Genomic DNA, 12,660 nt, shown 5'->3' with positions numbered 1-12,660 from the left:
GATCTGTTCTATAGATAACCAACTCAACCAACGTTATGTACTGCAATAAGTGTGGCAATGAGATCCCTGAAGGTCGTTTGAAGGCAGTGCCCAGCACCCGTACCTGTGTGCGTTGCTCGTCGGCCCAGCGCGTGGCGGGCTTTCCCATGATCACCGGCAAAACGGAATATTCGGCCCTGCAACTGATGTCGCAGGAAGATGCCCGCCTGCTTCACAAAATGGGCGACCAGCGTGGCACCGGTGCATCGACCTATATGAAACGCGAAAAGCGAACGTAGGGAATTAGGATTTACGAGGTACGAATTACGATTTAGGCTGACGCCAGCATACTCTGGCGTCAGCCTAAATCGTAATTCGTACCTCGTAAATCCTAATTCCCTTCTTTCCGGTTAAAAAAGTTTAATCGGTAAAATTGCTTACGAATGTAGAACTTAGGGGAATCCAAATAGCAGACGCTTTGCTTATGGCTCTACTCGACCCTGTTAAGAAACCCCTGACGCTGCAACAGGCAGCCCATCTGCTTCGCCGGGCCACCTTTGGCCCGTCGCCCGCTCAGATTCAGCAGTTTACGGGAATGACTCCGCAGGCGGCGCTGCAACTGTTGCTGGCCACTACGCCCACCCCCACCCCACCCGTTGACCCCAATACCGGCAAGCCCTTTAATACGCTGGCGTTTGATGCCAACCAACAGGGTAACTGGCAGTCGGCCACCAAATACTGGTGGGTGGGTCTGATGCTCAACGAGGGCACGTCGCTGCGGGAAAAGATGACGCTCTTCTGGCAAAACCATTTCGTCTCTACCTTCAATGAGGTGTCTGATGCCCGCTACATCTACCGGCAGAACACCGTGTTGCGCCGCCACGCGCTAGGCAGTTTCCGGTCGTTTGTGATCGACATGACCAAAGACCCGGCCATGCTGCGCTACCTCAACGGTAACCAGAATGTGGCCGGTAAGCCCAACGAAAACTACGGCCGTGAGTTGCAGGAGTTGTTTACCATTGGCCGGGGCAACTACACCGAAGACGATGTAAAAGCCGCCGCCCGCGTGCTGACTGGCTGGACCGAAACGGGCTACCGCAGCGCTACCACCGCCGACATTACGACCACGTTCAAAGCGGCTCAGCACGATACAACCGACAAAGTTTTTTCGGATTCGTACCAAAAAACGGTCATTAAGGGCCGCACGGGAGCCACAGCGGGCGATGATGAGCTGGGCGACCTGGTGGATATGATTCTCCGGCAACCCGAAACAGCCCGCTTTCTGGTGCGCAAACTTTACCGCTGGTTTATCAACGCCGAACTCACGCCCGACGTAGAGCAGAACTTCATTGAACCCCTGGCCAAGGTCTTCCGCGATGGGGGCTACGAGATGCGTACTGTACTCACGGCCATGCTCACCAGCCAGCACTTCTACGACGATGCTCTGCGGGGAGCCGTGGTGAAATCGCCGCTGGAACTGACCCTGGGTACACTCCGCTACTTCAGCATCACCGCCCCCGACCCGGTGGCCAATCCCACGGGTTTTACCCAGCTAACGGCCTATATCTGGTCGAAGAGCCGCGACCTGCAACAGGACATCATGGACCAGCCCACGGTGTTTGGCTGGCGGCCCTACTACGACACGGGTTTTTACGAACTCTGGATCAACAGCACGACACTAGCCCTGCGCGGCCTTTACACTGATCAGGTAGCGGCGGGCAACGTGAAATACGGAGCCGACAAACTCATGCTCGACCCCGTGGTGCTGGCCCAGCGCACCTCCGACCCCAGCGACCCCGTAAAGCTGATTGATGAATGGACGGCGCAGTTTTTCGCCATAGACCTCACCAAATCACAACGCGATTTTCTGGTCGATAACGTCCTGGTGTCGGGCCTGCCCCGCTACGAATGGACCGCCGAATGGAATACCTACGCCGCCGCCCCCACCGACAAAAACAAGCTGATGGCCGTGCGCACCAAACTCAACACCACCCTCCAATTCATGTTCCGCATGGCGGAGTATCAACTGTGCTAAAGAGTGAAAGAGCCGAAGAGTGAAAGAGTGATAGTCGCCTGTCATTCTTGCTCTCGTTTCGCTCTTTCACTCATTCACACTTTCGCTCTTTATGAATCGTCGACACTTTCTTCAGCATGCTTCGGCCTCGATGTTGTTGCCCGTTTTCATCGACGGGTTTGGGGCGAAGGCGTTTGGTTCGCCTACGTCGGCGTTCATGGAAACGCTGACCAACCTGGCCACGGCCACCGACCGGGTGCTGGTGATGATCCAGCTCAACGGCGGCAACGATGGCCTCAACATGGTCATTCCGCTCGACCAGATGAGCCAGTATAACACGCTGCGGAGCAACATTGCCCTGCCCGAAGCCAAAGTGCTGAAGTTGAGCGGCAATCTGGCTACTGGTCTGCACCCCGCCATGACGGGCCTGCAAAGCCTATATAACGAGGGCATGCTGTCCATTGTCCATAGTGTATCGTACCCTACGCCCAATTTTTCGCACTTCCGCGCCAGCGACATCTGGTTTACCGGGGCCGACAGCAACCAAACGCTCACCACGGGCTGGACGGGCCGGTACCTGAACCAGGAATGGCCGGGCTACCCCACGGGTTATCCCACCAAAGACACCCCCGACCCGCTGGCTATTCAGATCGGCTACATCACCTCTACGGCCTTTGCCGGGCCCGCCGGGCCAATGGCCGTGGCCATTCCCAACCCTGACACGTTTGCGCAGCTAGTGGGCGACAAACCCCAGATTGACGGAGGCACTGTAACGAATACGCCCGCGGGGAGACACGTAACCTACATCCGGCAGCAACAACTATCGTCGGTGGCCTATGCGGCGCAGATCAAGGCGGCAGCGGCGAAGGGTAAAAATCTGGCCACCTACCCCACCACCAACGGCCTGGCCGATCAGCTCAAAATTGTGTCGCGGCTGATTCATGGTGGTCTGCAAACGCGGGTCTATTATGTGAACATTGGCGGGTTTGATACCCACGCCGAGCAGGTAACGGCCACCGACACCACCGTGGGTACCCACGCCAACCTAATGCGCACGCTATCTGACGCCATCAGAGCGTTCCAGAACGACCTCAAGATGCAGGGTATCGACGACCGGGTGGCGGGCATGACCTTCTCCGAATTTGGTCGGCGGGCCGTTTCCAACGCCAGCCGCGGCACTGACCACGGCGTGGCGGCCCCCTTGTTTGTGTTTGGCAAAGGGGTAAAAAACAGCACGATCGGCAAGAACCCGAACCTCTCTGACCTCGACAATAACAACATCAGGATGCAGACCGATTTCAGGCAGGTATACGCCGCCCTCCTGACCGACTGGCTGGGCGAGGGAAAACCGGAGATGACGGCGGTGCTGCAACGCAGTTTCGACGTGGCCCCTATTTTCCAGCAGCCCATAACTGCCACCGAACCCACGCCCGTGGCGTTCCGGCTGTATCCCAATCCGGCATCGGATCAGGTGTTGCTCGAAACCGACGTCCATTCGGCGGGGATTGATCGGGTGGCGCTCTTCGACCCCAGCGGACGTGCTGTGGGGGTACCCGTCAGCCGCCTCACCGACCACGCGATGGGCATGAACGTGCAGACGCTGGCCGCGGGCACCTATATGGTGGCCGTAGAATCGGGATCGAAACGCCTCACCGAACGGCTGCTGGTGGTGCGCTAATTTGAGGCTTGAAAACACTATACGGCCCCGAATTTTGTTCTACTAGTAAGCCACTTGGTTAAATCAGTACGTTTACTAGCTTTACGTTACAAACAGTTCGATCAGACAGTCGCATGGAGAATCAGAATCAATCTTTTGTTCAAAACAGGTACCTCACGCCCGAAGACATTCAGCGCGAGCAGGCCGCCTTTATGTCGCAGGTATATGGCTGGATGAGCATAGCCCTGCTGATTACGGCGGTAGTCTCGATTTACACGGCTTCGTCAGAAACGTTGCTGACCATGATTTTCAGTAACCGGCTGGTTTTCTACGGGTTACTCATCGGCGAAGTGCTGATGGTGATGGGCTTGTCGGCGGCTATCAATAAACTGACGCCAACGGCAGCCACGGCTCTGTTTATTGCCTACGCGGCCCTCAACGGCCTCACCATGGCCGTTATATTCCTGCTGTACACCGGCTCGTCTATTGCATCGACGTTCTTCATTACGGCGGGTACGTTTGGGGCCATGAGTGCCTACGGGTACTTCACCAAAACGGACCTAAGTAGTTGGGGCAACCTGCTGTTTATGGGTCTCATCGGCCTGATTATCGCGTCGGTGGTGAATATTTTCCTGCACAGCGAAACGGTCTACTGGATTACGAGTTTCGTGGGTGTGCTGATTTTCACGGGCTTAACGGCCTACGACACTCAGCGCATTAAGGCCATGATTACTCTGGGACTAACCCCACAGGAAGAGCGCAAGGGAGCCATTATGGGTGCCCTCCGCCTTTACCTCGACTTTGTCAATATGTTCCTCTACCTGCTCCGTTTCTTCGGCAACCGCCGGTAGAAGTGAGTGCTAATTTTTACAAAAAAGGCCGTTCGGGATTTGCCCCGGACGGCTTTTTTTTATGTTTGCTGTTTTCTGTAAGCTACGCGCTCTAGGCCCCTCGACTGCGCTCGGGGTGACAGGCAAGTAGAGTCAACTTAGCTTAGCAGACTTGACTCTACTTGCCTGTCACCCCGAGCGCAGTCGAGGGGCCTAGAGCGCGTAGCCAACCCGCCACCCCACTCTCATCACACCCCTACTCCAACCACATCCGGTTCTACGAGCAGCGTCAGGTCCATGCCCTTGAGGTGTTGCAGGTGAATTTGCGCGTCTTTCAATTGCTTCCAGCCCCGCCGAAATCCCCAGTACGGCACGCCGCGCCGGTGGTTTTCGCGCGAAATACGGGCCAGCATCGCCCAGTGGTGCAGTACGATGTCATAGGCTTGCCAGAGCGAATGCCCATTCCCGTAAACATGATGCGGGGCGGCCCCGGCCCCGTTAAACTCCAGAATCGAGAAGTTGTGCCCCGCTTTCAGATCGGCTACCGACGTGGTTTTGATGTCGTACCGGCCAAAGTAAAACGCCCCTGTGTAATGGCTCAGGCGGTCGAAAAGGGCTAGCAGTTGGTCGTCTTTTTCGTGGGCCAGGCTCACCAACTGCCCGCCACGGGTCTGGTTCAGGGCGTGGCTTAGAGAGTATACCTCTCCAGCAGGCAACACTATATTAAGGCGGTTGGCGTGTTTCGCCTGCATTTCGGGCAGGCGATAGCGCACGGGGGCGTAGGCCTGCATCAGGGTCCAGAGCGTAGCGCGGCCATTACCCACCACGGCCAGTTCATCTTTGCGTACGAAGCCTGTGATCGTGCCCCGCTCCGCGCCCGGCATCCGGTAGTAAAACACGCTGACTTCAATGGGGTACGTAATCAGTTCCTGCACGATGTAATCCACCCCCACCTGCTCATGATACAGCCGCAACTCATGGGGTGACTGGATAATGCGAAACAGTAGCCCCATCATGCCGACGTTGGGTTTCACCGCCACCGGATACTGGCCAAATGTGCTTGTTACGAGTAGCGATATCCCGTCGAAATCGTCACTGGGGCTGATATACAAGCTTTTTGGATACAGATCGGGCGGGAGTTGCTCGTACATCTCGCGCTTGCCTTCGCCCTCGAAGCCACCGAACGTGAGCGTGGGATTCGACGGGGTGAAAAACCAGGGCGACCGGCTCCGCAGGCAGTGCCAGAACCAGATGGGCAGCAGCGGTACGAGTTTAATGCGGTAATCCCAGGTTTCCCAGTGGGTCAGGCGAAAGAGATGCTGTCGGAGGGTCATATTGGAGCGATGTAGTAAAGTAACGCACCCCACCACAAACCAGCCCTATAAACCAGTCACCGGCCCTCATCCGATACCGTGAATGTGTAGTTTTGTGGTGTTGTGTCTTCATCTTTCATTCCCCCTATGCCCTCTCCCCTACGCGTGCTGGTTGTTGGTTGCGGCAACATGGGCGCTTCCCACGCCACCGCCTACCATACCCTCGACGGTTTCCAGATCGTCGGCCTCGTCTCCACCGGCGAAAGCAAAGTCGTGCTGAACCAAAAACTCGGCGGCGCCTACCCCCTTTTCGACGACTACGCCACCGCCCTTGCCGACACCCGGCCTGACGCCGTTTGCATCTCGACCTACCCCGATACCCACGAGGCCTTTGCCATCATGGCCCTCGAAGCCGGGTGCCACGTGTTCATCGAAAAACCCTTGGCCGACACCGTGGCGGGGTCGGAGCGCGTAGTGTCGGCGGCGCAGCAGGCGGGCAAAAAAGTGGTCGTGGGCTATATTTTGCGGGTTCACCCCTCCTGGATGCGGTTTATCAGCGAAGCGCAGCATCTGGGCAAGCCCCTGGTGATGCGCATGAACCTGAACCAGCAAAGCCACGGCTACATGTGGACTGTGCACCGCAACCTGATGAAATCACTCAGCCCGATTGTCGACTGTGGCGTGCATTACATCGACGTGATGTGCCAGATGACCCGCTCGAAGCCCGTTTGGGTAAGCGCCATCGGTGCCCGGCTAACCGACGAGATCCCCGCCGACAATTACAACTACGGGCAGCTTCAGATGCGGTTTGACGACGGCTCGGTGGGCTGGTACGAAGCTGCCTGGGGACCCATGGTGAGCGAAACGGCCTTCTTCGTGAAAGACGTAATTGGCCCCAAAGGCTGCGTCTCTATCGTGGCGAAAAACGCCGGGGCGGGCGGCAACTCCGACAATGTGGACGCCCATACCAAGACCGAATCACTGCGCGTACACCACGCCCAACTGTCTGATACCGACGAGTTTACCCAGCCCGATACCTGGATCGACATGACCGACGAGCCGGATCACCAGGAGCTTTGCAACCGCGAGCAACGCTATTTCCTCCAGGCCATCACCGAAAACCTCGACCTCACCGACCACCTTGCCGACGCCGTTAACAGCCTCCGCATCGCCTTCGCCTGCGACGAAAGCGTACGCACCGGCGAAGTCGTGCGGCTGTAGCATAGAGAGAGTAAACGGCATTATGTGCTGTGTAACTGCCTGTTCAATGGTAAACTGGTCAACTACACAGTACATAATTCCTTATATTGCTAGTAAACTGAATTAGATATGAGCACTGTCTTGATTGAACTGATTCACCCCAAGGCGATCAACCTGCTCCGCACCCTTGAGGAGTTGCTGCTTGTCCGAATTATACCAACTGAAAAGCAATCCGACCAGGACGAGTTTCCTGCTAACGGAGGCGATATAATAGAACAACCAATTGCAAAACGCAAATTACAATGACCTACCTCAGCCGTATCACCGCCAATCACCAGGTCATGTTGGGTAAGCCCGTCATCAAAGGCACCCGCATCACCGTCGAACTCATCCTGCGCAAACTCTCTGAAGGAGCCACCCCGGCTGATCTGGTAACGATGTACCCCCATTTGGAAGAGGTAGATATATTGGCGGCAATTATGTACAAGCCATCTTAATTTATAATTTTTTAAAAAAATCTATAGCTATGAATACAGACCTTCAAGCTGAATTTGTCGATCTATACAAAAAATTAGGACTTGTAGATTATAGCAATCTGTTTATATCGGATGGCATAATAAATGACGAATTATGCAACAAGCAGAAGATAAAAATTCTTTTTATAGCGAAAGAGCACAATAAATTAAATCGTGAATACGAAGACAATCCCAGCTATTCTGATTGGTGGAAACAGCATGTTATGTACACCTTTTCTCATAGAATAAGTGAATGGGCTTATGGAATATCCAATAATTTTCCTCCTTACGCTGAAGCTCAAGATGCTGATAGAAAGCATGAAGCATTAAAATCAATTGCTTTTATTAATGTGAAAAAAGTATGTGGCGGGTCTTCATCCAACTCTGCTATAATTGGAGAATACATAATAAAAACCCGATCCTTATTACTTCGTCAGATACAGGAAATTGCTCCCACAATCATTATTTGTTGCTTTAAGTACAATTGGTTTGTAGAAGCTCTTTTTGGAGTTGAAAATGTAAATACGGCTTCAAATGATTGGGGTTTCTATACATGGAAAGGAATAAACATAGTAAATTATTTTCATCCGTCTAGCCGTAAAAGTAAGTTAGCACTTTACGACGGCTTGAGAGAAGCAGTACGTTTTTTAGATACATATTCGGGCGCAGAATAGCCCTGAGTTTGTGTTTGGTGATCTGATGCCCGATGCGCCGGAACTGGCCGTGCGGGAGACGTATTCCGTGGGGGTGCGGTCGCTGATGTTGGTGCATACGGCGCAGTGGGACGTACTCCACGCAAAGAATGGCGAGACGCCGCGCTACAACCGTCCGCTACCGGTGGAGATCTGGTCCCCCGCCAATATCCCCGCTGCCGTCAACAGCCTCCACATCGCCTTCGCCTGCGACGAAAGCATCCTACGGGCGAAGTCGTGCGGTTGTAGTGTGAACGAAATAAACAACATGGTGGCAGCAGGATACGGCAACCCGAAAGCCGAGTTTTAACTCATCTGGACTCTACATAAAAAAGGCCCTGTGAACGTTCACAGGGCCTTTTTTACGAAAACAGCGAGACGACTAGCGGGTCGCGGCGGCGCGGTCGCGGAAGCCCTCCATCGAGATGGGTTGCGCCTCAATCGTCACCTTCGATTTAATGTACTCCATCACTTTATCGTCATACACGCGGTTGAACGTAGCCGTATAATTCTGGCCGTTGTTCTTCTCGTCCATGAGGTAGTTGCGGGCAATTTTGTCAATGGTCTCGCTCATACCGTCGTCATCACTACCGGCGGCAAAACCAAACTGATCGCGCACCATCTGGCGGGTGGCTTCCAGCACCTCGTCGGGGTTCACGTTGATGTCGGCCTGTTCGGCAATTTTGTTTTTAATGAGCTGCAACTTGGCCGACTTGGCGAAATCGTCATACTGCTCCTCTACCTGCTCGGGCGTGAATTTGCCTTCGTTGATGGTCAGGAGCCAGTCTTTCAAAAACTCATCGGGCAGGCTGATGAGCGTATTGTCGAGCAGCGCTTTCTCGATGTCGGCACGAAGCATATTGTCAGCTTCACGGCCATAGTTCTGCGTGATGATCTCATGCACTTTGGTGCGGAAGGTAGCCTCATCTTCGGCAGCACCCACACCCAGCACTTTATCGAAAAACGCCTGGTTCAGTTCTGCCGGGGCGTGGCGCGTTACGTCTTCAATCGTGAACGAAAAATCGCCCACCAGGTTAGCCGCTTCTTCTTTCTTCACGCCCGTTGCCAGCGCGCGGTCCTTCTCATTAGGGAAAGCAGCGGCCATGTCGAAGGTGATCGTTTCGCCTTTTTTCTTACCAATAAAAGCCCCCAGTGCATCTGGAGCCACTTTATCGAGCGGCAGCGCCGTTTTAGTTTCCAGCTTGGTGGCGTTTTCGTCGGCGCCGGTCAACTGCACCAGTTCACCAAAGATGGTATCACCTTCGGCGGCTTCTTCGGCGTGCTGATGCTCATGGAAACGCTTTTGCAGATCAACAATGGTGCTGTCTACTTCAGCTTCACCGGCTTCGATTTCGTAGCGGGGAATAGCCCCCAGCGAAGCCAGATCAACGTCGAAATCAGAGGCCAGACCCAGTTGGTAGCTAAACGTAAACTCGTCCTGCGTGTCCCAGTCGATGGCGTCGGCCTGCGAGCGGTCGGGCACGGGGTCACCTACCACCTGAAGCTTGTTTTCGCGGATATAACTGCTCACCGATTTGCTGAGCATGGCGTTGATCTCTTCTACCAGAATACCCTTGCCGTACATCTTCTGCACCACGGCGGCAGGCACGTGGCCGGGGCGGAACCCCTTGAGCTGCACCTGCTTACCATACTGCTTTAGCTTCTTGTCGACTTCGGGCTTGTAGTCTTCGGGTTTCAGCGTAATCACAAGCGACGCGTTGGTGTCGCCCGCTTTTTCAAGGGATATATCCACAATTCTATTTGGTTTAAAATGAGTGAATGAGCGAATGAGTGATGGAGCGAATAGGCCGAAAAAGGCCGTTTTGTATTCACTCATTCACTCAATCGCTCATTCGCAATTAACTTCTGTACGGGCGGAGGGACTCGAACCCCCATGCCTTGCGGCACCAGATCCTAAGTCTGGCACGTCTACCAATTTCGCCACGCCCGCAGGTGGTCAACCGTGAACCAAAAACCGACGTACCGCTGTCGAGATTCACTGTTTTGGCCCGCAAAGGTACGCACGATTTTGTGGAAGGCAAACTGTAGTCATGATTTTTCACCGCAAAACCCTGAGCCACCCGTGCAGCCCAATCCGAATCACTTATTTCCGATCTAGACAGGCTGATTTTTTGTTTTTAAGGTGTACCTTGAGAATACGAGTACAACCAACAGAACAACGCACAAGGGAAACGACACCTACCTATGCACACAGCCGTAGAACCAGTCATTGATTTAGCGCAGGAACGGGACGAAATCCTGAAACGGTACCGCCGCCTTTTGCGGTCGGCCAAGCCGTACCTGAAAGAGAATGACGCCAAACTGATCAAGAAAGCCTTCAACACCTCGGCCGAGGCACACAAGGAAATGCGCCGCCGGTCAGGCGAACCATATATATATCATCCGCTGGCCGTGGCGCAGATTGCGGTGGAAGAAATTGGCCTGGGTACCACCTCTATCGTGGCCGCCCTACTCCACGACGTGGTCGAAGATACCGACACTACCATTGCCGACATTGAGCGCGGTTTCGGCAAAAAAGTAGCCCAGATCATTGATGGGCTGACCAAGATTTCGGGCATCTTCGAGTATGGCACCTCGCAGCAGGCCGAGAACTTCCGCAAGATGCTGCTCACCCTCTCCGACGATGTGCGGGTGATCCTGATCAAACTTGCCGACCGCCTCCACAACATGCGGACGCTGGACTCGATGCCCCGCGACAAGCAGTTGAAAATTGCCTCCGAGACGATCTACATCTATGCCCCCCTAGCCCACCGGCTGGGGCTGAACGCGGTAAAGACCGAACTGGAAGATCTGTACCTGAAATATGTGGAGCCGGAGGCTTACAAAGACGTGGCGCGCAAGCTCCGCGAATCGAAAACCTCGCGGGATAGATTCATCAACACGTTTATCAAACCCATTGAAGATGACCTCATTGCGTCGGGGTACCCGTACGTGATCAAGGGGCGGCCCAAGTCGATTTATTCGATCTGGAACAAGCTGAGCAAGTCGAAAAAGCCGTTTGAGGAGATTTATGATCTATTTGCCGTACGGGTGATTTTGAAGGTGCCCATCGAACAGGAAAAGGCAGCCTGCTGGCGGGCCTATTCTATCGTGACGGATCACTACAAGCCTAACCCCGACCGGCTCAAAGACTGGATCAGCACCCCCCGCGCTAACGGCTACGAGTCGCTGCACACCACGGTCATGAGTCGTTCGGGGCAGTGGGTGGAAGTGCAGATCCGTACCGACCGCATGAACGAGATTGCCGAGAAAGGCTACGCCGCCCACTGGAAATATAAAGGAAACGACACCCGCACCGGGGCTGGTATTGATTCGTGGATCGGGCAGGTGCGCGAGATGCTGGAGATGGCCGAACAGGGCGATAAAACCGCCGCTGTGGAGTTTCTCGACGATTTCCGCAGTAACCTGTACTCGGAAGAAGTATTTGTGTTTACGCCAAAAGGTGAACTAAAAGTGCTGCAAAGGGGGGCCACGGCGCTCGACTTCGCGTTCGACATTCACACGCAAATTGGTGCCAAATGCATGGCTGCCAAAGTCAACAATGTGCTGGTGCCCTTGAGCCACGTGCTGCACAACGGCGATCAGGTAGAGGTGATCACGAGCAACAAGCAAAAGCCCAACGAAGACTGGCTGCGGTTTGTAGTGACCTCGAAAGCCAAGACCAAGATCAAGGACCTCATCAAAGAGGACAACAAGCGCTACATTACCGACGGTAAAGAACTGGTAACCAAGCGCTTGAAGATTCTTCGCATGGACATGACCAACGAACTGGTCAATCAGTTGCGGGCGTATTTTGGTTCTAAAACCACCAGCGATTTCTATTACCGCGTGGGTAAAGCCCATATCGACGTTAAGGAACTCAACAAGTTTAAGGCCGAGAAGGAAGCCAAAGAAAACCGTGCCCTGAAGCTCAACACCGACACCCTGCAAGACGCCAAGGCGGTGGGCAAAGAGCTAAAAAAGATGCACGGCGAACGCACCGACGCCGACATGCTCCTTATTGGTGAGGACATGGACAAGATCGACTACACACTGGCCCGCTGCTGCAACCCCATTGCCGGCGACGACGTGTTTGGGTTTGTGACCGTGATGGAAGGCATTAAGATTCACCGGGTTAGTTGCCCCAATGCCGTTGAACTGATGTCGAACCACGGCAACCGGATCATTAAGGCCAAGTGGACGTCGCAGAAGGAACTGGCATTTCTGGCGGGGTTGCGCATCACGGGCACCGACCGCATTGGCCTCATCAATGACGTGACGCGCGTCATCAGCAACGAACTGCACATTAACATGCGCTCGGTGACGATTGACTCGACAGACGGCGTTTTCGAGGGTATGATTAAGCTATACGTGAATAACACAAGCCACCTCGACACCCTCATGCGAAAGCTGGAAAGCGTGGATGGCGTTTTTGATGTAGTACGGTTCGATTAACTACT

General features: G+C 54.3%; 12 protein-coding genes and 1 tRNA gene. 10 read left to right on the top strand and 3 right to left on the bottom strand.

Features of this window, described 5'->3' with window-relative positions:
- Positions 1-35 precede the first annotated feature (35 nt).
- The 4 genes from J2I48_RS24335 (at position 36) to J2I48_RS24320 (ending at position 4,501) form a co-directional block, all read left to right on the top strand.
- The gene (locus J2I48_RS24335; RefSeq protein WP_207338118.1) at positions 36-278 is read left to right on the top strand and encodes a TraR/DksA family transcriptional regulator; all 243 of its coding nucleotides are present in this window, start codon (positions 36-38) and stop codon (positions 276-278) included.
- A 185-nt stretch (positions 279-463) separates the two neighbouring features.
- Positions 464-2,014 carry a DUF1800 domain-containing protein gene (locus tag J2I48_RS24330; protein ID WP_207338117.1) on the top strand — a complete coding sequence of 517 codons (1,551 nt, stop codon included), beginning with the start codon at positions 464-466 and terminating at the stop codon, positions 2,012-2,014.
- A gap of 91 nt (positions 2,015-2,105) precedes the next feature.
- Positions 2,106-3,671: a DUF1501 domain-containing protein gene (locus J2I48_RS24325; protein WP_207338116.1), complete on the top strand. Its 1,566-nt coding sequence runs from the start codon at positions 2,106-2,108 to the stop codon at positions 3,669-3,671.
- 113 nt (positions 3,672-3,784) lie between these two features.
- Positions 3,785-4,501: a Bax inhibitor-1/YccA family protein gene (locus J2I48_RS24320; RefSeq protein WP_207338115.1), complete on the top strand. Its 717-nt coding sequence runs from the start codon at positions 3,785-3,787 to the stop codon at positions 4,499-4,501.
- 227 nt (positions 4,502-4,728) lie between these two features.
- Here J2I48_RS24320 and J2I48_RS24315 read toward each other — a convergent pair whose 3' ends face one another.
- Positions 4,729-5,814 carry an ATP-grasp domain-containing protein gene (locus J2I48_RS24315; protein WP_207338114.1) on the bottom strand — a complete coding sequence of 362 codons (1,086 nt, stop codon included), beginning with the start codon at positions 5,812-5,814 and terminating at the stop codon, positions 4,729-4,731.
- Between the two features lie 126 nt (positions 5,815-5,940).
- Here J2I48_RS24315 and J2I48_RS24310 point away from each other — a divergent pair, with 126 nt between their 5' ends.
- From J2I48_RS24310 to J2I48_RS24290, 5 genes are all read left to right on the top strand, one after another.
- The gene (locus J2I48_RS24310) at positions 5,941-7,014 is read left to right on the top strand and encodes a Gfo/Idh/MocA family protein (protein ID WP_207338113.1); all 1,074 of its coding nucleotides are present in this window, start codon (positions 5,941-5,943) and stop codon (positions 7,012-7,014) included.
- A gap of 108 nt (positions 7,015-7,122) precedes the next feature.
- Positions 7,123-7,299 carry a hypothetical protein gene (locus tag J2I48_RS24305; RefSeq protein ID WP_207338112.1) on the top strand — a complete coding sequence of 59 codons (177 nt, stop codon included), beginning with the start codon at positions 7,123-7,125 and terminating at the stop codon, positions 7,297-7,299.
- Positions 7,296-7,490 carry a DUF433 domain-containing protein gene (locus tag J2I48_RS24300; RefSeq protein WP_207338111.1) on the top strand — a complete coding sequence of 65 codons (195 nt, stop codon included), beginning with the start codon at positions 7,296-7,298 and terminating at the stop codon, positions 7,488-7,490. Before J2I48_RS24305 ends, J2I48_RS24300 begins: the two co-directional genes overlap by 4 nt.
- 29 nt (positions 7,491-7,519) lie before the next feature.
- Positions 7,520-8,182, top strand: coding sequence for a hypothetical protein (locus tag J2I48_RS24295; protein WP_207338110.1), 663 nt, complete (start codon positions 7,520-7,522; stop codon positions 8,180-8,182).
- Between the two features lie 10 nt (positions 8,183-8,192).
- A complete protein-coding gene (locus tag J2I48_RS24290) occupies positions 8,193-8,510 on the top strand; it encodes a hypothetical protein (RefSeq protein ID WP_207338109.1) in 318 nt (105 codons plus the stop codon).
- Between the two features lie 72 nt (positions 8,511-8,582).
- On the opposite strand, the gene tig is transcribed toward J2I48_RS24290, so the two are convergent.
- Positions 8,583-9,953: a trigger factor gene (gene tig / locus J2I48_RS24285; RefSeq protein WP_207338108.1), complete on the bottom strand. Its 1,371-nt coding sequence runs from the start codon at positions 9,951-9,953 to the stop codon at positions 8,583-8,585.
- Positions 9,954-10,069: 116 nt separating this feature from the next.
- Positions 10,070-10,151 (bottom strand) — tRNA-Leu (locus J2I48_RS24280).
- Positions 10,152-10,405: 254 nt separating this feature from the next.
- Between J2I48_RS24280 and J2I48_RS24275 the strand changes: the two genes are divergently transcribed.
- Positions 10,406-12,655, top strand: coding sequence for a RelA/SpoT family protein (locus tag J2I48_RS24275; protein WP_207338107.1), 2,250 nt, complete (start codon positions 10,406-10,408; stop codon positions 12,653-12,655).
- The last annotated feature ends 5 nt before the right edge of the window (positions 12,656-12,660 follow it).

The sequence above is a fragment of the Fibrella aquatilis genome (genome assembly GCF_017353255.1).
Classification (GTDB): Bacteria; Bacteroidota; Bacteroidia; order Cytophagales; family Spirosomataceae; genus Fibrella; species Fibrella aquatilis.
The sequence above is the reverse complement of the archived record's forward strand: the minus strand, read 5'-3'. Positions and strand labels throughout refer to the sequence as shown.